This is a genomic window from Campylobacter sp. RM16187, from assembly GCF_025319965.1.
In the GTDB taxonomy this organism is placed as follows: domain Bacteria; phylum Campylobacterota; class Campylobacteria; order Campylobacterales; family Campylobacteraceae; genus Campylobacter_A.
On the sequence record NZ_CP012549.1, the window covers coordinates 180060 to 205072 of the forward strand.

Annotated in this window: 28 protein-coding genes and 1 pseudogene; 7 read left to right on the forward strand and 22 right to left on the reverse strand. The window is 37.5% G+C overall.

The genetic code is table 11. From position 1 onward, the window contains the following. Nucleotides 1-55: 55 nt before the first annotated feature. The 4 genes from CDOMF_RS01085 to CDOMF_RS01100 are packed head-to-tail and all read right to left on the reverse strand — an operon-like array spanning nucleotide 56 to nucleotide 3745. A complete protein-coding gene (locus CDOMF_RS01085; protein ID WP_260952065.1) occupies nucleotides 56-745 on the reverse strand; it encodes a response regulator transcription factor in 690 nt (229 codons plus the stop codon). After that, on the reverse strand, nucleotides 742-2394 hold the full coding sequence (locus CDOMF_RS01090; RefSeq protein WP_442863526.1) for a cache domain-containing protein: 1653 nt from the start codon (nucleotides 2392-2394) through the stop codon (nucleotides 742-744). The genes CDOMF_RS01085 and CDOMF_RS01090 overlap by 4 nt, the downstream gene beginning before the upstream one ends. 59 nt (nucleotides 2395-2453) lie before the next feature. Continuing rightward, the gene (dsbI, locus tag CDOMF_RS01095) at nucleotides 2454-3089 is read right to left on the reverse strand and encodes a protein-disulfide oxidoreductase DsbI (protein WP_260952068.1); all 636 of its coding nucleotides are present in this window, start codon (nucleotides 3087-3089) and stop codon (nucleotides 2454-2456) included. 8 nt (nucleotides 3090-3097) lie between these two features. Further along, nucleotides 3098-3745 (reverse strand): thiol:disulfide interchange protein DsbA/DsbL, encoded by a 648-nt coding sequence (locus CDOMF_RS01100; protein WP_260952069.1) that lies wholly within the window; start codon nucleotides 3743-3745, stop codon nucleotides 3098-3100. A 240-nt stretch (nucleotides 3746-3985) separates the two neighbouring features. Between CDOMF_RS01100 and CDOMF_RS01105 the strand changes: the two genes are divergently transcribed. The 7 genes and pseudogenes from CDOMF_RS01105 to CDOMF_RS01135 all read left to right on the forward strand — a co-directional run bounded on the left by CDOMF_RS01105 (nucleotide 3986) and on the right by CDOMF_RS01135 (nucleotide 11816). Beyond that, a complete protein-coding gene (locus CDOMF_RS01105; RefSeq protein ID WP_260952070.1) occupies nucleotides 3986-5845 on the forward strand; it encodes an aryl-sulfate sulfotransferase in 1860 nt (619 codons plus the stop codon). Nucleotides 5846-6022: 177 nt separating this feature from the next. Further along, a pseudogene (locus CDOMF_RS01110) lies at nucleotides 6023-7818 on the forward strand (aryl-sulfate sulfotransferase). A gap of 173 nt (nucleotides 7819-7991) precedes the next feature. Then, nucleotides 7992-8906 (forward strand): branched-chain amino acid transaminase, encoded by a 915-nt coding sequence (locus CDOMF_RS01115; protein WP_260952071.1) that lies wholly within the window; start codon nucleotides 7992-7994, stop codon nucleotides 8904-8906. A 20-nt stretch (nucleotides 8907-8926) separates the two neighbouring features. Then, a complete protein-coding gene (locus CDOMF_RS01120) occupies nucleotides 8927-10015 on the forward strand; it encodes a prohibitin family protein (RefSeq protein ID WP_260952072.1) in 1089 nt (362 codons plus the stop codon). 22 nt (nucleotides 10016-10037) lie between these two features. After that, nucleotides 10038-10751: a bifunctional phosphoribosyl-AMP cyclohydrolase/phosphoribosyl-ATP diphosphatase HisIE gene (gene hisIE / locus CDOMF_RS01125; RefSeq protein WP_260952073.1), complete on the forward strand. Its 714-nt coding sequence runs from the start codon at nucleotides 10038-10040 to the stop codon at nucleotides 10749-10751. After that, a complete protein-coding gene (locus tag CDOMF_RS01130) occupies nucleotides 10741-11268 on the forward strand; it encodes a DUF2393 domain-containing protein (RefSeq protein WP_260952074.1) in 528 nt (175 codons plus the stop codon). Before hisIE ends, CDOMF_RS01130 begins: the two co-directional genes overlap by 11 nt. Next, nucleotides 11268-11816: a DUF2393 domain-containing protein gene (locus CDOMF_RS01135; protein ID WP_260952076.1), complete on the forward strand. Its 549-nt coding sequence runs from the start codon at nucleotides 11268-11270 to the stop codon at nucleotides 11814-11816. Before CDOMF_RS01130 ends, CDOMF_RS01135 begins: the two co-directional genes overlap by 1 nt. Here CDOMF_RS01135 and purF read toward each other — a convergent pair whose 3' ends face one another. The 18 genes from purF to CDOMF_RS01225 all read right to left on the reverse strand — a co-directional run bounded on the left by purF (nucleotide 11817) and on the right by CDOMF_RS01225 (nucleotide 24997). Beyond that, on the reverse strand, nucleotides 11817-13154 hold the full coding sequence (purF, locus tag CDOMF_RS01140; RefSeq protein ID WP_169976313.1) for an amidophosphoribosyltransferase: 1338 nt from the start codon (nucleotides 13152-13154) through the stop codon (nucleotides 11817-11819). It abuts the gene before it with no gap. Nucleotides 13155-13260: 106 nt separating this feature from the next. Further along, entirely contained in the window at nucleotides 13261-14022 is a 762-nt protein-coding gene (dapB, locus tag CDOMF_RS01145; protein ID WP_260952078.1) for a 4-hydroxy-tetrahydrodipicolinate reductase, read from the reverse strand. A gap of 141 nt (nucleotides 14023-14163) precedes the next feature. Next, nucleotides 14164-15102, reverse strand: a complete 939-nt coding sequence (gene trxB / locus CDOMF_RS01150; RefSeq protein ID WP_260952079.1) for a thioredoxin-disulfide reductase — start codon at nucleotides 15100-15102, stop codon at nucleotides 14164-14166. Between the two features lie 12 nt (nucleotides 15103-15114). Continuing rightward, nucleotides 15115-15564 (reverse strand): hypothetical protein, encoded by a 450-nt coding sequence (locus CDOMF_RS01155; protein ID WP_260952080.1) that lies wholly within the window; start codon nucleotides 15562-15564, stop codon nucleotides 15115-15117. After that, complete coding sequence (gene trxA, locus CDOMF_RS01160) at nucleotides 15564-15878, reverse strand: thioredoxin (RefSeq protein ID WP_169976305.1); 315 nt, start codon at nucleotides 15876-15878, stop codon at nucleotides 15564-15566. The genes CDOMF_RS01155 and trxA overlap by 1 nt, the downstream gene beginning before the upstream one ends. A 70-nt stretch (nucleotides 15879-15948) precedes the next feature. Then, complete coding sequence (locus tag CDOMF_RS01165) at nucleotides 15949-16287, reverse strand: YraN family protein (protein ID WP_169976303.1); 339 nt, start codon at nucleotides 16285-16287, stop codon at nucleotides 15949-15951. Then, entirely contained in the window at nucleotides 16288-17562 is a 1275-nt protein-coding gene (locus tag CDOMF_RS01170) for a homoserine dehydrogenase (protein ID WP_260952081.1), read from the reverse strand. Beyond that, on the reverse strand, nucleotides 17562-18767 hold the full coding sequence (locus CDOMF_RS01175) for an LL-diaminopimelate aminotransferase (RefSeq protein WP_172129437.1): 1206 nt from the start codon (nucleotides 18765-18767) through the stop codon (nucleotides 17562-17564). Before CDOMF_RS01175 ends, CDOMF_RS01170 begins: the two co-directional genes overlap by 1 nt. 13 nt (nucleotides 18768-18780) lie before the next feature. Then, entirely contained in the window at nucleotides 18781-19578 is a 798-nt protein-coding gene (locus CDOMF_RS01180) for a hypothetical protein (RefSeq protein ID WP_260952082.1), read from the reverse strand. Then, on the reverse strand, nucleotides 19572-20585 hold the full coding sequence (locus CDOMF_RS01185; RefSeq protein WP_260952083.1) for a phosphatidylglycerophosphate synthase: 1014 nt from the start codon (nucleotides 20583-20585) through the stop codon (nucleotides 19572-19574). The genes CDOMF_RS01180 and CDOMF_RS01185 overlap by 7 nt, the downstream gene beginning before the upstream one ends. Continuing rightward, on the reverse strand, nucleotides 20578-21258 hold the full coding sequence (rlmB, locus tag CDOMF_RS01190; RefSeq protein WP_260952084.1) for a 23S rRNA (guanosine(2251)-2'-O)-methyltransferase RlmB: 681 nt from the start codon (nucleotides 21256-21258) through the stop codon (nucleotides 20578-20580). The genes CDOMF_RS01185 and rlmB overlap by 8 nt, the downstream gene beginning before the upstream one ends. Nucleotides 21259-21293: 35 nt before the next feature. Next, nucleotides 21294-22106, reverse strand: a complete 813-nt coding sequence (gene rsmI, locus CDOMF_RS01195; protein WP_260952085.1) for a 16S rRNA (cytidine(1402)-2'-O)-methyltransferase — start codon at nucleotides 22104-22106, stop codon at nucleotides 21294-21296. Nucleotides 22107-22110: 4 nt separating this feature from the next. Next, complete coding sequence (rpmE, locus tag CDOMF_RS01200; protein ID WP_169973557.1) at nucleotides 22111-22311, reverse strand: 50S ribosomal protein L31; 201 nt, start codon at nucleotides 22309-22311, stop codon at nucleotides 22111-22113. A gap of 88 nt (nucleotides 22312-22399) precedes the next feature. Beyond that, nucleotides 22400-23056 (reverse strand): 16S rRNA (uracil(1498)-N(3))-methyltransferase, encoded by a 657-nt coding sequence (locus tag CDOMF_RS01205; RefSeq protein WP_260952086.1) that lies wholly within the window; start codon nucleotides 23054-23056, stop codon nucleotides 22400-22402. Beyond that, a complete protein-coding gene (locus CDOMF_RS01210; RefSeq protein ID WP_260952087.1) occupies nucleotides 23053-23466 on the reverse strand; it encodes a hypothetical protein in 414 nt (137 codons plus the stop codon). Before CDOMF_RS01210 ends, CDOMF_RS01205 begins: the two co-directional genes overlap by 4 nt. Further along, nucleotides 23466-23654, reverse strand: coding sequence for a hypothetical protein (locus tag CDOMF_RS01215; RefSeq protein WP_260952088.1), 189 nt, complete (start codon nucleotides 23652-23654; stop codon nucleotides 23466-23468). Before CDOMF_RS01215 ends, CDOMF_RS01210 begins: the two co-directional genes overlap by 1 nt. Continuing rightward, nucleotides 23654-24235: a 6-pyruvoyl trahydropterin synthase family protein gene (locus CDOMF_RS01220; RefSeq protein WP_260952089.1), complete on the reverse strand. Its 582-nt coding sequence runs from the start codon at nucleotides 24233-24235 to the stop codon at nucleotides 23654-23656. Before CDOMF_RS01220 ends, CDOMF_RS01215 begins: the two co-directional genes overlap by 1 nt. Further along, nucleotides 24236-24997 (reverse strand): 7-carboxy-7-deazaguanine synthase QueE, encoded by a 762-nt coding sequence (locus CDOMF_RS01225; protein ID WP_260952090.1) that lies wholly within the window; start codon nucleotides 24995-24997, stop codon nucleotides 24236-24238. Between the last annotated feature and the right edge of the window lie 16 nt (nucleotides 24998-25013).

A 25013-nucleotide genomic window follows, 5' to 3' on the forward strand; every position in this document is an offset into this window, starting at 1 on the left:
GTTTATGAATCGGGCAAATTTCTTTTAAATTTCCAATCAAATTTTGCAAGACTTTTTATTCTTTTTGGCTTGTTACTAGGATGTATCCCGCTTCTGAGATATTTTTAAATTTTATCCCAAGCTCTCGCTTTAGACGCAAGATGATATTTTGTATAGCACCCTTGCTCACGACCTCGTTTTCATAGACGAATTCCTCTATCATTTCGTAGCTAACGAGCTTGTTTAAATTATACGCAAAGAGCCAGAAAAATTTATTTTGCAAATATGTCAGATAAATTTCCTCTCCGTTTTTATAAATTTTCTCCTCTTTTAAATTTATGCTTATTTCGTCGCTGATTTTGATTAATTTTTCGTCTTTTTCGTAGGTTAATGCAATTATCATTGAGCGAAGATCTTTGATGTCGATAGGTTTTTTTAAAAATAGCGCAGCGCCTTGTTCTATGCTTTTCATCAAATTCATATCCGTATCGTAAGAGGTAAAGACGATGAATTTTTGATGAGGTTTAAGCCTTGAAATCTCTTTCATCATCTCAAATCCATTCATTATCGGCATATGGATATCCGTTATGACGATGTCTGATTTTTGTTTTTTAAAGTATTCAAGCCCCTCGCATCCGTCCGCGGCGACTCTAACGCTAGCGCAATACGGCTTTAGCCCGCTTGCTATGAGCTCTCTTGACATATCGTCGTCTTCAACGATCAAAATCGATAGCTTTTTTAGTAATTTTAAAGATTCGTTATTCATTTATCGCCCTTTAAATCAACATCGAAATTTAACTCAAATACCGTAGGAAGCGCTCTGTTTACGAGTTTAATATCTCCGTTTATCTTTCTGTTGGCAAGCTTTTTAGCAAAGTACAGTCCTATGCCGCTGCCTTGTTTTTTGGTAGTTTTTGGCTCGTCAAATATCTTGTGGCTCATCGCTTCGCTCACCCCGCTTCCAAATTCGATGACCTCTATATAGCACCTGTTTTCATCGAATTTTACATCTATTTGCACTCTTCTTGACTTGATATCGTCTTTAAATTTATCCACCAAAGCGTCTTTTGCATTGTGGATTAAGATAAGTAAAATTTGCTGGATTATATTTTCTATCTGATTTACTTTTTTATCTTCAAATTCGCTTAAAACCACATGCACATTGGCTCTTGTAAGCTCGGTGTGCATAAGAGTTAAGAGATTTTTAATGCTCTGCTTGACGCTAAATTCTCTTATGTTTTCGCTTGTTTTGTAAAAATTTCTAAAGATATCTATGGTATTGCTTAGTAGCAATATGGACTTTTGCCCTTTTTCAAGCATATTTTGCAGAGTCTCTTTATCTAAATTTCCATCTTTTTTAAGCATAAGCAGGGTTGATATCATCAAATTTAAAGAATTTACAGGCTGGATGAATTGATGATTTATCCCGCTTATAAGCTCGCCCGCTTCACTCATTTTGGCTTTGTGAGCAAGGATTGCTTCGTATTCGTCTTGGCGCTTTTTGATCTTAGCGTACATGAAGTTATGAAGTGAATTTGCCACGAACGCAAGAGCTATAAAGGCAAAAAGCAAGGCAAGAGCGTTTTTAGTCGTTGCTTCAAGCAGCTCTTTAGTCTCTTTTGCATTATCCGTTCCTGCGCCGATAAACCAGTTTAAAGAGGGAATTTCGGCAATCGAGATGAAATTTGAGTCCAAAACAATGCTTTTTATATCCTCATCTTTTAAAAACATCTCTTTAAATTTTTCTTGAATTTGCTCTTTTAGCTTTTCGTCTTTCATCTTGGTTAAAATTTCGCCGCTATGAGTAACGATAAATGAGTATGAATTGGGAGGAAGCTTGAAGTTGCTGATCTTTTCAAATATGCTTTTAAGCTTTACTACTCCGCAAAGCACGGCTGCAAATTTGCCGTCTTGGTAGTTTGGAACGCACAAATTTAGAGTCTCTTGCTCTAATATAGCGTGTTTAGGCATGAAATTTACTGTCGGTTTGTTGCTGTTTTTTGTCTCAACATACCAAAAGAGACTAAGTCTTGAATTTTTTACTTCATCGCTTTTTGGTATATTTTCTCCGTTTATATAAATTTCTCTATTTTCCTTTAAAAGCTGGATAAGATCAAATTCCTGAGCATCGCCCAAAAAAGCTTCGGTAAATTTTTTGATACCTTTTTCATCGTCTAATATATCTGCATTTTGCATAAATTTAGAAGCTTTAACAAGTGAGTTTATCCTCTCATCAAGCCAAATTTGAAATATTTCTACGATATTTTCACTTGTTGCGATTTTGCTTTTGTTCGATAGAGTAGTGATATGATGTTTTGCGTTTTTGTATACGTTTGCGCCAAGCAATACAACAAATAGGCTGGAAAGAATTATGATGATATAAATTTTGAAGTTGTATCTGTTAAATATATCTATCTTCACTTGCCGTTTTCCTTAAATTTAAGCAAGCAGTATATCTAAAAAGGTCTGAAAATTCAGACCTTTTTAGAGTTGTTAACTAGAGTGATGACCTTTGAAACCGCCATGACAAGTAGAATGATTAAGCATAAGCCAAAGCCTAAAAGCGTGCAGTCAGCCATCGACATAAAGTGCTTTGAAGGTATCAGATACCAGCCGTCTGCATAAAGATCCACAAGATATTTTTGCAGTCCGCTTAAAGTAACTCCGTCAGGAACTATAGGATTATCATATCCGCAATCACCCGTTGGCAAAAACCAGTCAGGCGCCCACTCGTGAAGCGGCAAGTTAAACGGATAGGTCGGATCGGTTGAGCATCCTTGAACGCCAAACGGATCATCGCCATGAACGGCGGTGTGAATTTTAGCGAGCTTTACGCTATACATTATGCCTTGGATCGCGCCCCAAAAAGAAAACAGATAGCCTATAAGCGCAAGGGCTAAATTTTTAGGGTTGATAGCTGCAATGATGCCTCCAAAAGCCATGCATAAAAAGGCAAATCTTATATATACGCACTGCTCGCAAGGCGGCATGTAGACGTACTTTTGAAAGAGTGAGTGCGCTAAAACTACCAGCGCAACACTCACAAAAGTCATGAGCAGCCAAGGAAATCTGCTATCTTGCCAAGACGAAATTTTATCTATGAGGTTCATATCTTTTCCTATTTTTTAAGCAACTCTTCTATAAGGCTTGCAAAGCCTTCTACGGATGTGATAGAGCTTGTGTAAATCAGATATTTGCCGTTTACGATAAACGCAGGAACTCCTTGAATTTTAGCCGCGTCGTAGCTTTCGTCCCATTTTTTAAGAAGTTCTATGACTTTTGGATTTTCAAGCTCTTTTTTGTATTCGTCCATAGTTATTCCCGCAGCCTCAAGCCCCGTTTTTAAAAACGCCTCGATGTCTTTGCCTCCGCCCCAGCGCTCTTTTTTGTCGTGATAGGCTTTATAGTAGGCGAATTTCGCCTTTTTAAAATCAAGCCAACTAATCCCTTTAGCCTCGTCTTTTACGGCTAAAACGGCTAAAATTTTACTTGCCGCCTCTCCGTATTCGGCTTTGGTTTTTAGATGATAGGGCATATATTTTAAGTCCGCAACCTTTTCAACTACTTTTGGAGTTACGCTTTTATCATACTTATAGCAAAACGGGCAAGCGTAGCTAAAAACTTTTGTCAGTGTCCCGTTTTCCACGCTTAGAGGTTTTTCAAGGACTATATAGTCTTTACCTTCGGTAAAAGCGTTAGCGCTAACGGCGCCAAAAAGCAAAGCGGCGGCTAAAATTTTAGTCGTCTTCGTAAGTAGAGATTTCATCTAAACTCCTTTGAATTAAATTTATGTAGTGTAATTTTATAAAATCAAACTTCCACAAAAATAACGCAAAAATAAATTTAAGCTGAATTTACTCAAAACTATTAATATATAAAATTAAATTTGAAATATAAATTTGATTTAAACTTAGTTTAATTCTCGTGTGGTTTTTGCGTTAGTAAGATTATATAAATTTATCCAAGCGGTAAATCCGTAATCAATTTATTCATTAAGGAGATGATTATGAAAACAAAATCTTTGCTTTCATCGGTTTTAGTTGCAAGTATGCTGGTATGCGGCGCTACTACATCCGCACTTGCACTAGGAGGACCAAGCGGAGCGGCTCTTGATTATCAAGTCGCCGGAAAACTGGGCGGGGTGTATATGGATCCTTATGGACTATCTCCTTTAAGCGCTATCATAATGAACGGCGGATACGTAATAGAAGATGCTGCGGTTAAAATTTTGCCTAAAAAGGGAGGTGAAATTTTAAGCTACAAAGTAGGTCCTCAAAGCCTAAAAACTTACGGCGGAATTCCCGTAGTAGGGCTTTATGCGAACTATCAAAACGAGGTTGAAGTAGAATACACTAGAGTTTTTAAAGGAGAAAAAGAAAAGATTAAAGAGAGTTATAAAATTTACACCGCGCCTTATTATCAAACCATGATAGGCACTAGCGGCGCGAATGCCGCTCCTTACAAGGAGGTAAAGGTGCATAAGGTGGATAGTGAATTTAAAGATAGAATGTATCTTGTTAATAACGTCATCGGCAAGGCTGCGGGCAGGAATTCCAACTTCGTCTGGAACAACCCTATCGGCGGAGCTGCGGAGTGGAATTATCTATCAAACGTATTTGTAGTAGATACTCAGGGCGAAGTTCGCTGGTATATGAACGCAGACAAGCTCTTAAATTTTAACGATATGTATAATACGGGCATTATGATGGGATTTCAGCAGGCAAACGACGGGGCGATCACTTGGGGATTTGGTCAAAGATACGTTAAATACGACCTAATGGGACGCGAAATTTTTAATCGCAGACTACCGCTTGGATATCAAGACTTCTCTCATTCGCTTGATAATATGCAAAACGGCAACTACCTAATTAGAGTTGCGAATTCAAACTACAAAAGAGCCGACGGCAAAAACGTCCGCACCGTTAGAGACGTGATAATCGAAGTCGATAGTGCAAGCGGCAAGGTCGTAGACGAGTGGAAGCTATACGATATCCTTGATCCTCATAGAAGCGACGTTATCAAGGTGCTTGATCAAGGTGCGGTCTGCTTAAACGTAGATGAGAGCCATGCGGGACAAACCATAAGCGAAGAGGAGCTTGCTAAGCTTGACACCAGCGATAAATTCGGCGATATCGCAGGAACGGGAGCCGGACGAAACTGGGCGCACGTAAATAGCGTGGATTACGATCCGAGCGATGATAGTATCATCATAAGCCCTCGCCATCAAAACGCCGTTATAAAAATCGGACGCGACAAAAAGGTTAAATGGATACTTGGAGCTTATAAGGGCTGGAAGGGCGAATTTAAAAACAAGCTCTTAACGCCGATTGACGCAAAGGGCAATAAAATCATCTGCGAAGATGAATTTACGAAATGTCCGGGGTATTTGGACGAAAAGGGCGGATTTGACTGGACTTATACTCAACACACCGCGTTTAGGATAGACGAAAAATCCAAAAAAGGACTTATCTATATCACCGTTTTTGATAACGGCGATTCGCGCGGATTTGAGCAGCCTGCGTTAGCGTCTATGAAGTATAGTCGCGGCGTTATCTATAAGATAGACGAGAGTAAAATGACCGTCGAGCAGGTTTGGGAATACGGCAAAAACCGCGGATCGGAGTGGTTTAGCCCTATAACCTCCTTAACAAGATATGAGGCGGATAAAAACTCTATCATGGTGTATTCCGCAACGGCAGGTATGCAATACGATCTATCAAAAGGTAAGATGTTAGGCGCTCCAAAGCCTGAGATAGACGAATTTAAATGGGGAGAAACCGAGCCGAGCGTGCAAATTCAGTTTATAGGCACGGGCTCAGCCTATCAAGCGTTTCCTATAAGCATACAAAAGGCTTTTGAGAAGTGATTTGCCAATAGCCCTAAAATATATTTTGGGGCTATATTACTCTTTTTAAATTTAAATGTAGTGATTGCACATAAAATTTAAGCTAATTTTAATATGAGAATTAAAGATTAAAATTGTAATAAGTTTCAAAAGACGATTAATGTTAAGAATTTAGTTAATATCTAATTAGGAGGATTTATGAAAAAGTTACTTTCATCAGTAGTAGTTACAAGGGTTGCTTATCGGCACAAGTTCCATCGCAGCAGGCGGACCAAACAGTCCTGTCGGCTATAAATGTCCGGAAAACTCGGTGCAGTTCTTGTGAACCCTTATAAAATGACTCCTCTTACTGCTATCATTTATAACGGCGGGTACAACTTAAAGGATGTCAAAGTCGTCGTAAAAGGGAAAGGCGAAAAGGTGTTGATATAAAATACTCAGTATCTGACAAAGAGGTTTTAACGCATGGCGGTATTCCTGTTTGGGGACTTTATGCCGATCATGTAAATAACGTCGAAGTTAGCTACAAAAGAAATGGCGAAGCTATGAGCGAAACATATAAAATTCACGCTCCTGCTATCTTTATGAACACAAGCGGCACAGGACAACATACTTCGCTACCAAAAGCAAATGTCGTAAAAATGGATGAGAAATTTAAAGATAGGCTCTATTTTATAAACCATCTAATCAGAAATTCACTGCCAAATGCGGGGCAGGCGTTATGGAACTATCCTGCAGGCGGTGCTTTACCTTGGGATCTTGAGGCTATGAACTGGGTTGTGGATACAAACGGCGATATAAGATGGTATATGAAGTCTGATGTTATACGCGATCCTGATAACCTATATCGCAAGGGTAATATGATGGGCTTTCAGCAAACCAAAGACGGATATATGCTCTTTGGTATGGGGCAAAGATATATCAAATTTGACCTAATGGGGCGCATAGTATTTGATAGAGTGTTGCCAAATTCATATATAGACTTCTCCCACCATATAGAACAAACCGCAAAAGGCACTTATCTAATGCGTGTTGCAAGCGCAAATCAAAAAAGAGCAGACGGCAAAAATGTCCGCTCGGTTCGTGACGTTATCGTCGAGCTTGACCAAGACGGAAAAGTCATAGACGAGTGGAAAATTTACGATATCTTAGATCCTTATAGGGACGTAAATATCCTAGCACTTGATCAGGGCGCAGTATGTCTAAACGTAGATGCCGATAAAGCCGGAACAACCGCAAATAAAGAAGAACTTGAAGATCCAAATGCTCCTTGGGGAGATATACCGGGTGTTGGCATAGGTAGAAACTGGGCTCATATAAATTCGGTCAATTATGATGCAGCAGATGACAGCATAATCCTTTCTATACGCCATCAAAGCGCTGTCGTAAAGATAGGCAGAGATAAAGAGGTTAAATGGATACTTGCCTCAAAAAGAGGCTGGAACGATAAACTAGCCAAAAAGCTACTAACTCCTGTGGATAAAAACGGCAAAGCGCTTGATTGTGATGATAACGGAAGATGCGAAAATACGGATTTTGACTTCTCTTGGACTTCACATACCGCTTATAAAGTAAATGAAAAGAGTAAGTCGGGAAAATTCATGCTAAGCGTATTTGATAAGGGCGATGCAAGATATAACGAGCAGCCAGCACTTCCTACCGAAAAATACAGCCGTGCGGTTGAGTATGAAGTAGATGAGAAAAATATGATAGTTAAGCAGGTTTGGCAATACGGTAAAGAGCGCGGATTTGACTGGTATAGCGCTATAACTTCGGTTGTGAAGTATCAATCGCAATACGACTACATGTTTATATATTCAGCTGTTGCCGGTCTTGCAAAACAGCTTCTTAAAATGGGTAAAACAGAACCTATTTTAAATGAGGTAAAATACGGCAGACAAGATGTTAAAGTGAAGATTAAATTTACAGATATGGGACCTGCTACTATCGGTTATCGAGCGCTTCCTATCGACATAAATAAAGCCTTTAAATAATCCTTTCTAAATTTGCCTGCTTGGAGAGCACTTCTTTTGCTACTCCTGCAGGCAACTATTAAAAATTCGCCCTTTCAAATTTTACTCCTTGCGTGCGTGCTATTTTCAAAACAATTAAATTTTAAAGATTTTTTTGATAAACTCCGTAAATTTTACAATATGAAAGGCGTAAGATGAACCCTTCTGAATTTATTTGGATGGATGGAAAATTGGTTAAATGGGAAGATGCTAAAGTGCATGTTTTAACCCACTCGCTTCACTATGCAAATGCCGTATTTGAAGGCACAAGGGCTTATAAAACTGATAAAGGTTTAGCGATTTTTCGTTTACAAGATCACACAAACAGGCTTTTAAAGTCTGCAAAAATGACAATTTTAAACTGTACTTATACTCAAAAAGAGCTTGAAAATGCACAAATAGAGCTTTTAACGGCAAATAAATTTAACGGCAACGTATATATTCGCCCGATTATATTTTTAGGTTACGGCATTATGGGACTAGCTCACACAAAAGCTCCTGTAAATACCGCAATAGCCGCATGGGAGTGGGGTGCTTATCTTGGCGATGAGGGGCTTGAAAAGGGCATTAGAGTTAAAATTTCAAGCTTTGCCAAGCTAAATCCGGCAGGTCAAATGAATAGAGCAAAAGCAAGCTCAAACTACCTAAGCTCGCAAATGGCAAATTACGAAGCAAAAGATGCGGGCTACGATGAAGCTCTGCTTTTAGACAGCGAAGGCTTCGTGGCTGAGGGTCCTGGCGAGTGCTTTTTTATAGTTGAAAACGGCACTATCGTAACACCTCCAAACGATAATAGCCTAGCAAGCATTACTCAAGATACCGTTATCAAGATTGCTAAAGATTTAGGCTATGAAGTTCGCCGCGAGCGAATTACTAGAGATCAGGCTTACGTGGCCGATGAGGCTTTCTTCACGGGCACGGCAGCTGAGGTAACTCCGATAAGCAGTATCGATGCTAGGGTTATCGGAAGCGGAAAACGCGGAGAGATCACTAAAAAACTGCAAGATGCTTATTTTGACGTAGTTTACGGACGAAACCCAAAATATGCTTCAATGCTAACTTATATTTAAAATTCTAAACAAGGATATGAATGCCAGCAGATTTAAATGATTATTTTAATAAAAAGAACAATAGTAGCGGCGGAAGCAATAACGGTCCAAAGCTGAATTTCAAGGCACCAAATTTACCAAAGAATTTTGGAAAAATGTCAGGACTTGCTTACGTTATCATAGTTATCATAGCTATTTTAGCTATTACTCAGCCTTTTGTGGTTATAAACTCGGGCGAAGTAGGCATTAAGGCTACAGCAGGTAAATATGATCCAAACCCAATGCAACCGGGCTTTCACTTCTTTATACCAGGAATTCAAAGAGTTATAATCGTAGATACCAGAGTTCGCCTTATAAACTATACTTCAGGTGAGGATATGGGTGAGACACAAAAATTTTCAACCCAATCTCAAGCGGGAATTATTCGCAAAAACTCAATTTCGGTTTTGGACGCTAGAAACCTTCCTGTAAGCATAGATATCACCGTTCAATACCGCTTAAATCCGGAAAATGCACCTCAAACAATCGCTGCTTGGGGTCTTAGCTGGGAAAGCAAAATAGTAGATCCTGTAGTGCGAGATGTGGTAAGAAGTGTAACTGGTAAATATACAGCCGAAGAGCTTCCTACTAAGAGAAATGAGATAGCTGCTCAAATAGATGAGGGAATTCGCAAAGATATCGACTCTCAGCCAAATAGGCCGGTAGAGCTGCTTACCGTTCAACTTAGAGAGATCATCTTACCTGAAAAGGTAAAAGAGCAAATTGAGCGCGTTCAAATCGCTAAACAAGAGGCGGAGAGAACCAAATACGAAGTAGAGCGTGCAAACCAAGAAGCGCTTAAAAAGGCCGCTCTTGCAGAAGGAACCGCAAAGGCAGCTATCATAGAGGCTAAAGGTAAGGCTGATGCGGTTAAGATAGAAGCCGATGCTCAAGCGTATGCAAATAAAGAGGTTGCCAAGAGTTTGGATCAAAATTTGCTAGAGTTAAAACAAATAGAGATTCAGGGTAAATTTAACGAAGCTTTGCGTGAAAATAGCGATGCTAAAATTTTCTTAACACCTGGAGGATCGGTACCAAATATTTGGGTTGATACAAAAGACAAGGCAAGACAATCGGCTATTGAGCGTTAGAAATAAATTTTAAGAGAGTGCGATGAAGATAGATTGGGATAAAGTCGGAGGGATGATACCTGTAGTAGTGCAAGAGAGCACTACAAATGATGTTTTAATGCTTGCTTTTATGAACAAAGAGGCTTTAAATTTAAGCGTTCAAACCGGCTTTGCCCACTATTTTTCACGCACAAAAAATAGAATTTGGAAAAAAGGCGAAGAGAGTGGCAATGTCCAAAAAATCGATGAGATATTTTTGGACTGCGATAACGACACGCTCTTAATCAAAGTAGAGCAAATAGGCGGAGCGGCTTGCCATACCGGTAAGAAATCTTGCTTTTTTAGGAAATTTGAGCTTAATTCAAGTAACAAGAACTTAAATTTAGATAGTAAATTGCCGGATATAAAGACAAATTACCAGATAATTGACAAAGTATATCACGAAATTTTAGATAGAAAACTCAACGCAGACCCCCAAAAGTCTTATGTGGCAAGCTTGTTTAAAAAGGGCGAAAACACAATACTTAAAAAGATCGGCGAAGAAGCGACTGAGTTTGTAATGGCTTGCAAAGATGCTTCCAATACCAAAGATGAAAAAAGTAAAAACGATTTGGTGTATGAGGCGGCTGATTTGTGCTTTCACTCTATGGTAGCACTTGCCGCTCATAATATTCACCCTGATCGCATCAAAGATGAGCTTGCTAGAAGGTTTGGAGCAAGTGGAATCGAGGAGAAAAAATCAAGAGATGTTAGATAAGCTAAAAGATGGACTAAGCTTCTATCTCGAGCATTTAGGCTGGATAGATATAGCGGCCTATATATGGCTTGTCTTGATGTTTTTTATCCTTTTTGTAGTTTGTATATATGTAATTACAAGATTTCATCTTTTAGGCTTTTTGTTGATGTTATTAAATATAGTAGCTTTTGGTGTCGGGATATTTTATATAAATCGTTTCTTGGATGAGAATTTGAGAACTAGAAATTTAGAACTAATATCACAAAAACAACTTTCATACTCAAATACTCTTTTGGTTGATTTAAGACTTACAAATTTATCAAAAAATCCATTTAAATATTGTAGGATTGATCTTAAATTTTATAAGCCTTCCGGAAATAAGCTTAGAAATCAAATAAATATGTTAAGACCGATCATGAAAGATAAGATATTTCTTAAAGAAATAGTGGATATCAACGAGACAAGGCGCGTTCAAGGTGTGATAAACAATTTTAGATTGAGTGATTATAACATAACAGTTAGTTCGGAGTGTTTTTAATGCTAGAGTATTTTAATATTTTTCATATTCTGATAATTGTTATATTATTGCTTCTTTCAGGACTCTTGGCGTATCTGTCAAAATATGAAGAAAACAAAAAAATATTTACTTCTTTAATAGTTATAAATTTTAGCGTTACTCTTCTGATAGGGATATTTTTAATGTTTGTTGTGGACAAATATACTAAAAAAGCTATTTTAGAAGGCATTACTAAAAGTAGAGTTTTAATGAATGAAACCGTAGTAATTAAGGGTGTCATAAGAAATATAGGCTCATTTGATATATCTAACTGCAATATCATAGTAAAGCTGATAAATGACCCTATAAGTAAGGAAGGTTTAAAAGGCGATGCGATATTTAAACCAAGCGGATTATCTATATTTTCATGGCTTAAGAATGATAAAGATGCTCGTCCGAACACAATCGAGCAAAAGGTAAGTATTGCTAAAAATTTAAAGATAAGAGAGGCTAGAAATTTTAGTGTCTCTATGCCATATCCTCCGTATTTTAAAAATACTATGTTTATAACTAAGCTGGATTGCTATTAATTATTTTATAAAATAATCCCCATTAAAACTTACAAGCGAGTATTTTCGCTCATTGCCTATACTGCTTACAAGATCTTTGAGGTTTAAAAACTCAAGAGTATCGGCTCCTATAAATTTACATACCTCATCTTTATTCATCTTATAACTGATAAGCTCTTCAAAGCTTGGAGTGTCGATACCGTAGCGTTCAGGAAATTTAAGCTCTGGGCAAGCGACTCTAAAGTGTATCTCTTTAGCTCCCGCAGAGCGAAGTAGCTCTACTATCTTTTTACTCGTAGTGCCTCTAACTATACTATCATCCACTACCACTATGCTCTTGCCTTTTAGTATGCTTGACATAGGATTTAGCTTGAGCTTGACCTTAAGATTTCTCATCGCTTGAGTAGGCTCAATGAAAGTGCGTCCTACATAGTGGTTTCTTACTATAGCAAGTTCAAAAGGTATCTTGCTCTCATTTGCATATCCAAGAGCCGCAGGAACTCCGCTGTCAGGCACAGGCACTACGAAATCAGCCTTTATGCCGCTTTGTTTGGCTAGGGCAGCACCCATATTTTTACGCACGTCATATACGCTTTTTCCCTCTATGACGCTATCCGGGCGTGCGAAGTAGATGTATTCAAACGCACAAATTCTAGGATCTGGCTTAAATAGTTCTATGCTTTGAAACTCGTCTTTGCCGTTTTCAAATATTATCATCTCTCCTGGTTTTACATCTCTTATAAATTTAGCTCCCACGAGATCAAAGGCACAAGTTTCGCTGGCTATTATGTATCCTCCGTCTTTTAGTTTGCCTATAGATAGAGGTCTTACGCCATATTTATCACGCACGGCAAAAATTTTATGTCTGGATTGAATTATGAGGCAATATGCACCTATAATTTTTTTTAAAGCCTCTGTAATACGATCTTTTAGATGTTTTTTCTTGCTTCTTGCTATTAGATGGATAATGTTTTCTGTATCCATATTTGACTGAAAGATCGCTCCTTCGTCTATGAGGGCTTGGCGAATTTCATCTTTATTTATTAAATTTCCGTTATGAACCAGTGAGATTGAGCCTAGATTGTAGTTGGCGGATATCGGTTGTGCATCGTCTATAGAGCCGCTTCCTGCAGTCGAGTAGCGGTTGTGTCCTATCGCCATATCACCCTTTAAAATTTCAAAGCTTTTCTCGTCAAAAACATCGGTAACAAGTCCTGTGGCCTTTATAGTTCTAATATATCCGTTATCACTAGCGCTTATTCCGCTTGCCTCTTGACCTCTGTGCTGCATTGCAAACAGGGCATAATAAGCTGTTTTTGCCGCATTTTTTGAATTAACCACTCCTACTACAGCGCACATTTTTAGACCTTTTTTGTTTTATTTTGAAATTTATTTTAGCTAAACTTATCTAAAATTTTTAAAAATTTTAGATATAAAATAATATAAAATTTATAAAAATAGCCCCTTAAAACCCTAGACAATCATCAATACCGTATAGTCCGTTTTTTTGAGAGGCTAGCCAGATAGCGGCTTTAATCGCGCCTTTGGCGAATGTTGCACGACTCGTTGCAGTATGATTTAACTCTATAAATTCTCCATCGTTATAAAATCCAACAGTATGTCGCCCCACAACATCTCCTCCGCGCACCGCTAAAACCGCGATCTCATCTTTGCTTCTTGCTCCTATTAGACCCTCTCTGCCTGTTACCATAACTTCTTTTATATTCAAATCTCGTGCATTTGCCACACGCTCTGCAAGAGTTAGCGCAGTACCGCTTGGGGAGTCTTTTTTATGTCTATGGTGCTGCTCTACTATCTCTATGTCAAATTCTTTTAGCGTCTTTGAGGCTATTGCTGCAAGGCGGTTTAGCACAGCCACACCAAGACTCATATTGGTAGCTTGCAGTATAGGCATCGTATTTGAGGCTTGAGCTATTAGCTGAGCTCCATCCTCTCCAAGTCCTGTTGTGCCTATTACTAGTGGTTTTGGATTGGTTCTTGCATAATTTATTAGATTTATTGCCCCATCTTTTATAGTAAAATCAATTACTACATCACAATTTTCAAATAGCTCCTCAAAACTATCCGTTACCACTGTATTAAGGGCAAAATCAATAGGCTCTATCGTATAAGCGGCAGTTAAAACAGCTTCTTTGCTATATTTTAAGCACTCTATTATCATTCTTCCCATTTTTCCACTTGCGCCGTGAATTCCGATTTTTATCATGACTAATCCTTTTTAATTTAAGATTTGTAATTTAGCATATTTTTGATAAAAATAGCGATAAATAGATAGGGCTAGTATGAAACGAGGATTGATAAATTTTACTAGAAGTTAAATTTAGCCGAAATTTCGGCTAAATTTGAGTTAGCTTAGGCTTTCTACGTAGCTTAACGCAGAAAGAGCAGCTACTGCGCCATCTCCTGCAGCTACTACGACTTGTTTTGGAGCATCTTTTCTGATGTCTCCAGCGGCAAAGAGTCCCGGTATATTTGTTTGCATTTTTAGATTTACATCTACCTGACCTTCGTTTGTCATTTTACATAGAAATTCACCATTTTCTTGCTTTAAAATTTCATTGTTGACATTTAGTCCCACGAATGTGAAAATTCCAGGAACTTTTAGATCGCGCTCTCCATCTTTTGTATTTAATATAAGTCCGTTAAGACCCATTTTATCGCCATAAGCCTCTTTTATGGTAGCGCTTGTGATAAATTCTATCTTCTCGTTTTTGCGAGCCTTTTCCAAAGTCGTTGGAGCCGCGCGAAAACCCTCTCGTCTATGTATGATATAGACTTTAGAACAGATATTGGCAAGATAAATCGCCTCTTCTATAGCAGTATCGCCGCCACCAAGAACGGCAACTTCTTTATTTTTATAAAAAAATCCGTCGCATGTAGCGCAGGTGCTTACGCCTCTTCCGAAGAACTCATCTTCGCCCTTAAAGCCTGCACTACGAGGAGTTGAGCCGGTAGCTATGATTACAGATTTTGCACTTTCCTCTTTTCCTCCGTCAAATACGATTTTAAAGGTTTTATCTGCATTTTGGCTAACTCTTATTATGTTTACCATCTCGTGTTTTAATCCAAATTTCATACATTGAGGAGCCCAAGTGCTCATGAAATCCATTCCGCTCTCGCCCGGATTTTTTTGGCCAGGATAGTTTTCTATCTCGGAGCTTCCCGTGATTTGTCCACCAGGTTCGCCTTTTTCAAACATAACAACATTTTTAAGTCCGCCGCGAGTCGCATAAAGTCCGGCACTTAGTCCTGCGGGACCACCACCTATGATAGCTAAATCCAACATATTTTATTCCTTTTAAATTTTATTTATTTTTGAATCTTGTTTATAAATTTTTTCGTCCTGATGGATCATCTCAACACTACTTGGCAATGTAGTAATATTCAGAAGATTCATAAGTTTTAAAATAGTATTTATATCTGATGTAATATAAGTTATATTTTCCTTTGGTTCAAATCTTTTTTGGAATAGATCAATTGCTACAATAGGCAAATTTTTATTTGAAATTTCTAAAATTTTGTCTAAATTATTCATATTCGAGCTAAAAACAACTAGTAAAAATTTACTATTTTTCGGCATAAAAATTTCATTTTTCTCATAAAAAGTTAAAGAGCTAAAATCTACAAATTTGTATTTTGAGAATCTATAATTATTGTAAGCAAAAACCGAAGCAATTAAAGCGGCGCCAATAAATGAAGCAAAAACCGAAGTCAGGGGGAGTAAAGTCCCCCGTCTTTTTATGCTCATTAAAGAAGCGAATTTATCTTATCTGCTATTGCTTGTTTTGATTGAGCTCCTACCATTTGTTCAACAACTTCGCCATTTTTAAAGAATAGCAATGTAGGAATTGATCTTATGCCAAACTCAACCGCCAGATCTTGAACCTCATCTGTATTTACCTTGCAAATTTTGGCTTTGCCGTCAAATTCTTCCGCAAGCTCATCAATAACCGGAGCAAGCATTCTGCAAGGTCCGCACCAAGGCGCCCAGAAATCAACAAGTGCAACACCCTCTTTGGCTACGTCGAAGTTAGCCGATGTAAGCTCAATGTATTTTCCCATAATTTTCTCCTAATTGAATTTTGGATTGTATTATACATAAACAAGTTTAAAAAATAATAAATAATAAAAATTATAAACTAATATTTTTTATCCACTTTATATTATCATTTTCTATTGTTATCAGATCCACTTGAAAATCGGAGTTTAATCCATTTTGAAGCAGATAAAAATCAATAGTTTTTAAAATTTTCTCAAATTTAGCAGGAGTTAGTCTATATATTGCTTCATACTCTCCTTTGGTTGCTTTGACCTCTATGAAGTGTAAAATTTCATCTTTTTTTGCGATAATATCTATCTCGCCAAATTTTGAGCTAAAATTTCTATCTAAAATTTCATATCCCTCGTTTTTAACATGCCTAGAGGCTATATCCTCTGAGCTTATTCCAAAGAGATATTCATTTAAGCCCACTTACTGTTCAATCCTTATCATAAATGGCTTTTCTCTTATAAATTCTTGCTCTTCTAGTATTCTTATAACTCGTTTGACATCAGCCTCTCTACTTGTATGAGTTGTAAAAAATAGAGTTGCTTTTTTGTCATTTTCTTCATTTTTAATATGTGGTTTTTGTAAAAAACTATCGATTGAAAGATTATTTTCGCTCATTAAATTTGTAATTCTAGCCAAAACACCTACTTTATCATCAACCTTTAGTCTGAAATAGTATTTGGTTCTAATCTCATCTTGGGCAAGTAACTCTAGGGATTTTATCTCAAGAGGTGATTTGTATCCCATCATCGGGAAATTTGTGCCTCTGGCAACATCGATTAGATCGCTTATAACAGCACTTGCGGTAGCGCTTCCACCAGCTCCTGGACCATAAAACATGGTTTCTCCGACAGCATCTCCTGCTACACTTACTGCGTTCATGACTCCATCGACTTTGGCTATCATCTTATCTTTCGCTACAAGTGCAGGATGTACTCTTAGCTCTACTTTATCTTCTACTTTTTTAGCTATCGCAAGAAGTTTGATGACATATTCAAAGTCTTGAGCGAAGAAAATATCGTCTTTTGTAATGCCTTCTATACCCTCTATCAGTATGTCTTCAGGATCTCCGTGAACACCGTATGCGATACTTGCTAGTATTAGCAGCTTATGAGCCGTATCAAATCCGCCTATGTCAAAGGTAGGATCAGCCTCTGCGTATCCAAGTTCTTGAGCTTTTTTAAGGGCGTCTTCAAATTTGACTCCGCTATTCATCATAGAGGTTAGTATATAGTTGCTGGTTCCATTCATTATGCCGTTTATAGATAGAATTTGATTAGCGCTTAGACCTTCTCTAAGGGCTTTTATGATAGGAATTCCGCCAGCCACACTAGCTTCAAAACCAAAAGGAGTGTCTCCTGTTAGATTTTGAAGTTTAAATCTATGGTAAGCTAAAAGTGCTTTGTTTGCTGTAACAACAGCTTTTTTTCTATGTAGAATCTCACTTACGACTCTATAAGGTTCATCAACTCCGCCCATCAATTCTACGTAAATATCGATATCGTCTCTATTGATAACGCTATTTATATCATTTGTAAGCGGTAAATTTACATCACGTTTTTTGTCTAAATTTCTTACAACACCAATGACCGGTTTTATCTCCTTGCCGGCTCTTGCGCTGATTAGCTTTTGATTTTGAATCAAAATTTTAGCCACCTGTTCGCCGACTGTGCCAACTCCTAAAATTGCTACATTCATTAGAACTCTTTTAGATATTTTTTGATATTTCTTGCCGCTTGCCTAATGCGGTTTTCATTCTCTATAAGTGCGATTCTTACATAATCGTTGCCACCTTCTCCAAAGCCTATTCCGGGACTTACGGCCACACAAGCTTTAGTTAAAAGCTGCTTGGAAAACTCTAAGCTTCCTAAATTGCCCACTTGAGGAGGTATTTTTGCCCATACAAACATACTCGCACTTGGTTTTTCTATTTGCCAGCCTGCGTTATCGAATGCTTCTATTAGGACATCTCTGCGCTTTTCATAAATTTGGCGAATTCCTTCTACACAGTCTTGAGGACCGTCTAATGCCACTGTTGCACCCACTTGAATAGGGGTAAACATTCCGTAGTCAAACCATGATTTGATTTTTTTAAGCGCTGCACAAAGCCTTTTGTTTCCGCATACAAAACCAACTCTCCAGCCAGCCATATTATAGCTTTTTGATAGAGTATAGCACTCTACTGCTACGTCCTTTGCTCCTTCGACTTCAAAAATACTAGGGGTTTTGTATCCGTCAAAAGTAAGGTCGGCATAGGCGATATCTGAAATAATGTAAAATCTCTCTTTTTTTGACATTGCCACAAGTCGCTCGTAAAAGCTCTTTTGAACCGTTACAGTGGTAGGATTGTGAGGGAAATTTACAACTACATATTTTGGCTTTGGCGAACTTGAGTAGATGGTATTTTGCAAATTTTCAAAGAATTTATTCTCGTCAAGCTCATATTTTTCATTATAAACTAGAGGCATTTTTGCGACATTTCCACCCGCAATGATAAACGCTTGAGTGTGAATAGGATATGCAGGATCAGGCACGACCGCAATGTCTCCTGGATTTATAATAGCCTGAGTAAGATGTACAAAGCCCTCTTTTGATCCCATTACCGCTACAGCCTCCGTTTCCGGATCTAAATTTACGTCATATTTGCGCTTATACCAGTTGCAGATAGCAAGGCGGAGTTTATAGATCCCTGCTGACGCGGAGTATCCGTGAGTCTTATCTTTTTGTGCGCTCTCACAGAGTTTATCGACTATATGTTGAGGAGTCCTGCCCTCGGGGTTTCCCATAGAAAAATCTATAATATCTTCTCCCGCACGACGTGCGGCCATTTTTATAGCATTTACCTCTGCAAATACGTAGTTGGGTAGTCTCTCAATCGTATTAAAGCGAATTTCATCAAACATAGCTATCTCCTAGTTATTGTATATGGATTCTTAAGCCTCTTTTTATATTTTCAAGGCTGTTTGCATCGTCTATTGTAATGTATTTTGCGTTTGAAGGAAGTATAAAATTAATTTTAGTCGTCTTTTTGTTTTTTCTTTTTTCATCTATCAAATTTAAATTTTTATCCAAAATTCTAACCAAAGCAAACCAACTATCGCCATTTTTTGCAGTTATTTCGACCTTGTTTGCATCGCTTACATCTATAAAATATGGCTCAAGAGGTTTTGATAGTTCTATCTCTTTTCCTATTTCTACGGCCGTTAAATTTAATATGGATTTTGAGGTATCAAGTGCGTATTTATAAGTGAAGGTATCTGTTCTTTCAATAGCTTGTATAATGGTATTTGTATTTTTAAAAGCAGTATATAATGAGCCTGGATCAAGCATAAATTTAGTATTTAGCCTAATTCCCCAAATCGTAGCTTGGGTATTTGCAAATTCGGTTGTTAAAATTTCATTAAATCCAAGGCTGTTTAGCGCTTCTTTTACAATCTTTATCAAAAGTAGCGGATTTGCTTGACTTGATATAAATTGTATATCTAAATTTATTTTCTCTTTATATGAAGTAGGAAATAGCGAATTTGACTTTAGCGTGTTTGAAATTTTAGCTATATTAGGTCGTCCGTCTTCATCTAGATAATCCAGTCCATCTCCAAATAGTGCAGTTGTATTGGCGCTAGTTTGACCAAGTATGCCATCTACTATCTCTAATACATTGGCTCCAAAAGCAAAAGAAGCCGCTAAAGCAAATGCAATAATTTTTTTTACCAAGATTTGCCTTTATTTAAAGACACAAAATCATCATAGCTAATAAGCGTTATCTTGTCTTGTTCTACTAAAAATCTCTTTGGATTATCGGTGCTAAATTTTACAACCTCTCCATCTATATCTAAATTTATAGAGCCGTGCCCGGTTACTACTAATTGCTTTTTATCTAAAATTATATTTAGAGGCTTATCCGTATCGACAGATCTTTTTTTGCTACTTTCAAGATCTATAATGCCTATCCAAACTTTCTTGCGTGGATGAATTTTAACTTCGTTTAATCCGGTTGTTATATATTGGCTTCCTATTTCGGTAGATTTTATTTGATTGACTTTTGAAGTGTCTATTTGCAATATTGTCTCAGGCTCTATTTTTTGAACTTTCTCTTCAGGTTTAGGCTGCTCTTTTGATTCATTTTCATCTATTTGATCAGCTTTGGCCGGTTCTTCTTGAGGTATGGGAGCAGATACAATTATAAGTTCAGGCTTTTGCTCTATATTTTGCTTTGCTATAGGTGCCGGTAAATTTATAGTGACATTGGTCTCTTTTATGCTGTTTATATTTTTTTCAGCCTCTTCTACTACTACAGTATTCGTATAGCTTACACTTCTATTTTTGTCTTCAAAGAGGCTAGATATGCTACCTATATGTTTATATCCTTCAAAAAACCATACTAAAAAACTTACTACAATCAAGATAATAAGAAGCCAAAATAAACCCCAGGATGATTTTTTACCAGTAGATGTGTATGATGAAATTTTTGGGAAAATGGCCGTGCTTTTTTGTGGAGTTTCATCCTTGTGTTTAGATACGAATTGATCATATTCCTCTAACCACTCTTTAAAATTTACATTATATTCACGTTCTAAAATTTTAATAAAGCCTCTGACATTTAGTCTTGCAAGCTTCTCATAATTTCTATCGATAATATAACCTACATATTCAGCTTCTATATGCGTTTTTCTGGCTATTTCGTTTAGTCCAATCTCTTGTAAGATACTAGTTTCATTCATTTATAATCCTGTCGCAAATTATGGCGAAAGCCGCACTTACATTTAGCGAATCCCAGCCGTTTTTCATCTTTATACCGACGCACTCATCGCATTTTAAGATCGCTTTTTTCGGCATTCCTTCGCCTTCACTTCCCATAACAAGAGCTGTTTTAGGACCAAAATTCATCTCATTTACGTTTTTACCGCCGCTTGCCGTTGCGTAGAGCTTAAATCCGCATTGCTTTAACTCATTTAGCGCACTAAGCCCGTCTTCTACAAGAGCGATATCTATCTCGTATGCTGCACCGCTGCTTGCTCTTATGACGCCTTCCATGGCAAGACTTTTAGCCACTACGACTATGCCCTCACATCCCAAAGCATGAGCGGTTCTGATGATAGCACCTATATTTCCAACATCGCTGAGTCCATAAAGCACGGTTATAAAATTTCGCTTTTTTAGCTCGTCAAACTGCTTAAAACCAAACTCTTCAACTTCTGCTAAAAAGCCTTGATGGTTGCCTCCGCGTGCAAGAGCTTGTGCTTTTTGATTATCCACTCGCTTGATAGGCGCTCCAACGGAAGCGATTTGCGAAAATGTAGCTTTATCGCACTCTTTTGCAAGATAGATAGTTTTAACGCTTTTTTTATAGTGCTTTATAATGTGTAAAAATAGCTGTTTTCCATATATAATCATCGGCTCATAATAGCTAAAAATCAGTAAAATTTAGCTTATTTTGTTAGATTTTCGTATATTTTCTTTACGTTTTCGCCTGTGATTTTGGCGATCAGTTTGGCTTTGGTTTTTGGTGGGATATCAAGAGAAGTAATGTCATCTATAGTGATTTTTTCACCGCTTTGATGCGCGCTTTTATCTATCACGATACACCATTCGCCTTTTAAATTTGAATTTTGAAGCTGCTCTTTTAACTCTTTTGCGCTTGCGCTGAATTTGGTTTCAAATTTTTTAGTCGCCTCTTTTATGGCAAAAATTTTTCTCTCAGGTTCTAAATTTGCTATCTGCTCTATCAGTGCAAGCACTCTTTTTGGACTTTCGTATATGACTACAGGATAGGGCGAATTTAGTGCGTTTTGTATAGCTATCGTTCGTTCTTTGCCCGTGTTTGGCAAAAAGCCTAAAAAGGTAAATTCTTTATCACAAAGTCCGCTTGCAACGACTGCTAAAAGTAGTGCGCTTGAGCCGCTTAAGACTTCATAGTCAATCCCATTTTTGATAGCAAATCTTACTAGCTCAACTCCGGGATCGCTAATGGCGGGCATTCCTGCATCGCTTACATAAGCAACCGTTTTTTTGAAAATTTCCGTATCCAAATTTGAAAGAATTTGAGCTTCGTTATGAGAGTGAAGCGAGATAAATTTTTCTATCTTTATATCTGAGTTAAAGCGAGAATTTAAGAGATTTATAAGAGATTTAGTAACTCTTGTGTCTTCGCAAAAGATCACTTCACATTCACGCAAAATGTTTAATGCGTGAAGTGAAATGTCCTCTAAATTTCCTATCGGAGTAGGAATAAAATAGAGCAAAGTATTATTTCAAGTTATATTTTTTCTTAAATTTATCAACTCTACCGGCAGAGTCAACGATCTTTTCGCTTCCTGTAAAGAACGGGTGGCACTCGCTGCAGATATCTACTCTGATCTCGTTTTTGTTTGATTTAGTTGTAAAAGTGTTGCCGCAAGCACAAGTTACTTGGCACTCAACAAATTCCGGATGAATCTCTTTTTTCATTTTTTATCCTTTTATAGCCTGTTTTTATGATTTGTTTCGTTCATAGAGTAAGGCGTGATTATACAAAAAAACTTTTTAAAAATCAAATTTAAACCAAAACCTTAGAAGCGATGCCTAAAATCGCAGTTTGCGAGCGAAGTATATTTTTTGAATTTAGACTGTATTTTTTGCTTATTTTTTCGCGTTCAGTTTGGCTAAAGCCACCTTCCGGGCCTATGATTAAGAGTTCGTTTTGTGTGTAATTTTCAAAATTTACTCCGCCAAAATCAACTAACGCCACATCTTTATAAGCCTTGATAATCTCATCTAAATTTTTATAAATTTCAATTTGCATAATAGAATTTCGCCCGCACTGTTCGCATGAGCTGATTAAAATTCTCTCAAGCCTGTCTTTATCAATTTTAAAGTTTTTTTGAGAAAAATCAGAGTAGAAAAATATAAGCTTATCAACTCCGATCTCGTTTAAGCTAGGCAGAGTTTTTTCTATCACTTTAGTATCTATGATAGCCCAGCCAAGGCTGAAATTTAGCTCTTCGCTCTCTACACTATGCTTAAAAACAAGAGATAGCTCAGCGCTTTTTTTATCTAAATTTGAAATTTCATAGATATAATTTTGCCCGTCTTTAAAATTTCTAACGTCAATTCGTTCGCCAAGCTTAGCTCGCCTTACTTTAAGGTGCAAAAACTGCTCGTTTTGAAGGCAAATTTGCTCATCTCCCGCCTGCTTTGAATAAAGAAATTTCATCGCACACCGCTTGCGATAAGAACGAGCGCAAGATCAAGCAAAATTTTAAATCTCATCTTTTTTCTAAAATCTATAAAATTTTTACTCCTCATAGCTACTTTTAGCTTCTTAAACTCCATCGCTCCAAGCCCGATAAGAAGCACCCAAACTACTATCATCACAACCGCTCTAAAACTCAGATGAAAGTAAAAAACACTCATTAGCAAAAGCCCTGTCATCATCATGGCTGCTAAAAAGCTGTAGTAGGCTGGCAGGAAAAATCTAATCCTTTTTGCGTAAGATGGCGAATTTGCGCCAAATTCTATGAGGCAAAAGTGAATTATGATAAGTGCTATTAAGATGATGGCAAGCCCCAAATGCAAGCTAAGCGCCATCTCGTAAAGCTCTTTTAAGCTCTCGTTAAATTCCATTATTTCCCTTCAACTACCGGCTCAGGCGGTAAATTTTCATCTATAGTTACGTTCGCATCAGGCACGGCTATGGGCACATCACTTGGCGGAGTTTCGTTTAGATCAAGTAAAACTTGCTTCTTTTCATCCTCACAACCTGCAAAAAACAGCGCCAAAATTAAAGCCAAAATCCCAAAAATTTGCCTCATCAGACCTCCTTTGGGTTTATGATTTTTTGTCCCAGTTTTATCTTTTCAAAGAGCTCTTTATCGTCCCATTCGCTTATGATTTCAGGCGAAAATATAATATCTTTTAAATTTATCTCGCCCATTTTGGCGTTATACGCGTCATCTCTAAAGCACTGCGCATAGCCTGTGTCGGTCTCATGCACGATGACGCTATGAATTTTTACTTCGCGCTCGCCATTTTGCATGACAGTTGATTTTAAAAGCCTGTCAATTAGCACGAAAAATATCCTGCAAAACTGCTCGGCAGATGGATTTACGGGTATTTCTATCCAGCGTTTTGAGTGCTTTTTTATGTCATCTAAGTACTCTTTGTCGTCGCCGCTAAAAAGTGTAGTCGTGTGATCAAAGCTGTCGATTAGACACTTGATATTTTGCTTCATTAAGCCAAAGTCATAAACCATACCTGCGTTATCTAAGAAATTTGACTCAAGCAGGATTTCAGCCTTGTAAGAGTGCCCGTGGATGCTTGTTCTGCATCTTTTTGAGCTACAAAATCTCACGATGTGAGCATTTTCAAATTTAAAAAGTTTTCTAATAATCATTTAAACTCCGTCCTTATCACCCCAAAGCCTTATGTGCACGCGATCAGTGTAGTTAAAGCCAAATTTTATGCAAAATTCAGCCACGCTCTTTGCGTTTTTTTCAAGGCTTATTTTATCATAACCTTGAGGCATGCAAAAAACATCATTATCGCAAATTTCAAGGATCTCAAAAATCTCATCCGCGGCTTGTCCGCCCTGGATCAACTCATCATTTATCACAAATTTATAAAAACTCTCTTTTGCGCTGTTTTTTATAGCTTTTAGAGCCGCTTTATTTATGCGTTTGGTCTTGTTTTCGCCACTTGCGCTTAACTTAACGCTGATGGCAAAAATGCAATTTTTATAAAGTTCAAATTTGCTAAAATCAACTTCAATCGTGCCGTTTGTCTCAAAATGTACTTCGTAATTTTCATCAAGCAAATTTTGAACCAAATTTATAAAATCTTCGTTTTTATGGTGTAAAAGCGGCTCGCCACCGGTTATGACGACGATTGGCTTTTGATGTAAATTTTTATCGTATTTTTTGATGATAGATAAAATTTCTTGAGAGGTTAAATTTTGGTATTTAAAGTGGCTTGTGTAAACGGCTCTTATGGTGTCGCAACCCATTAGCGCCTCGCCTGTTTTTGGTGAAATTTTACTTACGCCAAAGCCTTTGCAAGTTAGGTTACACCCTGCAAAGCGTAAAAATATGGCGAGTTTACCGCTACTTGCACCCTCGCCTTGTATGCTTAAAAAGCTCTCGACCAAATTTAAACCCAAATTTTACCTTTCAAAT

Bases quoted from the DNA above. Each gene is read 5' to 3' on its own strand.
- CDOMF_RS01085 (WP_260952065.1), bottom strand. From the start codon at position 745: ATGAATAACGAATCTTTAAAATTACTAAAAAAGCTATCGATTTTGATC.
- dsbI (WP_260952068.1), bottom strand. From the start codon at position 3,089: ATGAACCTCATAGATAAAATTTCGTCTTGGCAAGATAGCAGATTTCCT.
- CDOMF_RS01100 (WP_260952069.1), bottom strand. From the start codon at position 3,745: ATGAAATCTCTACTTACGAAGACGACTAAAATTTTAGCCGCCGCTTTG.
- CDOMF_RS01105 (WP_260952070.1), top strand. From the start codon at position 3,986: ATGAAAACAAAATCTTTGCTTTCATCGGTTTTAGTTGCAAGTATGCTG.
- CDOMF_RS01115 (WP_260952071.1), top strand. From the start codon at position 7,992: ATGAACCCTTCTGAATTTATTTGGATGGATGGAAAATTGGTTAAATGG.
- CDOMF_RS01120 (WP_260952072.1), top strand. From the start codon at position 8,927: ATGCCAGCAGATTTAAATGATTATTTTAATAAAAAGAACAATAGTAGC.
- hisIE (WP_260952073.1), top strand. From the start codon at position 10,038: ATGAAGATAGATTGGGATAAAGTCGGAGGGATGATACCTGTAGTAGTG.
- CDOMF_RS01130 (WP_260952074.1), top strand. From the start codon at position 10,741: ATGTTAGATAAGCTAAAAGATGGACTAAGCTTCTATCTCGAGCATTTA.
- CDOMF_RS01135 (WP_260952076.1), top strand. From the start codon at position 11,268: ATGCTAGAGTATTTTAATATTTTTCATATTCTGATAATTGTTATATTA.
- purF (WP_169976313.1), bottom strand. From the start codon at position 13,154: ATGTGCGCTGTAGTAGGAGTGGTTAATTCAAAAAATGCGGCAAAAACA.
- dapB (WP_260952078.1), bottom strand. From the start codon at position 14,022: ATGATAAAAATCGGAATTCACGGCGCAAGTGGAAAAATGGGAAGAATG.
- trxB (WP_260952079.1), bottom strand. From the start codon at position 15,102: ATGTTGGATTTAGCTATCATAGGTGGTGGTCCCGCAGGACTAAGTGCC.
- CDOMF_RS01155 (WP_260952080.1), bottom strand. From the start codon at position 15,564: ATGAGCATAAAAAGACGGGGGACTTTACTCCCCCTGACTTCGGTTTTT.
- trxA (WP_169976305.1), bottom strand. From the start codon at position 15,878: ATGGGAAAATACATTGAGCTTACATCGGCTAACTTCGACGTAGCCAAA.
- CDOMF_RS01170 (WP_260952081.1), bottom strand. From the start codon at position 17,562: ATGAATGTAGCAATTTTAGGAGTTGGCACAGTCGGCGAACAGGTGGCT.
- CDOMF_RS01175 (WP_172129437.1), bottom strand. From the start codon at position 18,767: ATGTTTGATGAAATTCGCTTTAATACGATTGAGAGACTACCCAACTAC.
- CDOMF_RS01185 (WP_260952083.1), bottom strand. From the start codon at position 20,585: ATGAATGAAACTAGTATCTTACAAGAGATTGGACTAAACGAAATAGCC.
- rlmB (WP_260952084.1), bottom strand. From the start codon at position 21,258: ATGATTATATATGGAAAACAGCTATTTTTACACATTATAAAGCACTAT.
- rpmE (WP_169973557.1), bottom strand. From the start codon at position 22,311: ATGAAAAAAGAGATTCATCCGGAATTTGTTGAGTGCCAAGTAACTTGT.
- CDOMF_RS01205 (WP_260952086.1), bottom strand. From the start codon at position 23,056: ATGAAATTTCTTTATTCAAAGCAGGCGGGAGATGAGCAAATTTGCCTT.
- CDOMF_RS01210 (WP_260952087.1), bottom strand. From the start codon at position 23,466: ATGGAATTTAACGAGAGCTTAAAAGAGCTTTACGAGATGGCGCTTAGC.
- CDOMF_RS01215 (WP_260952088.1), bottom strand. From the start codon at position 23,654: ATGAGGCAAATTTTTGGGATTTTGGCTTTAATTTTGGCGCTGTTTTTT.
- CDOMF_RS01220 (WP_260952089.1), bottom strand. From the start codon at position 24,235: ATGATTATTAGAAAACTTTTTAAATTTGAAAATGCTCACATCGTGAGA.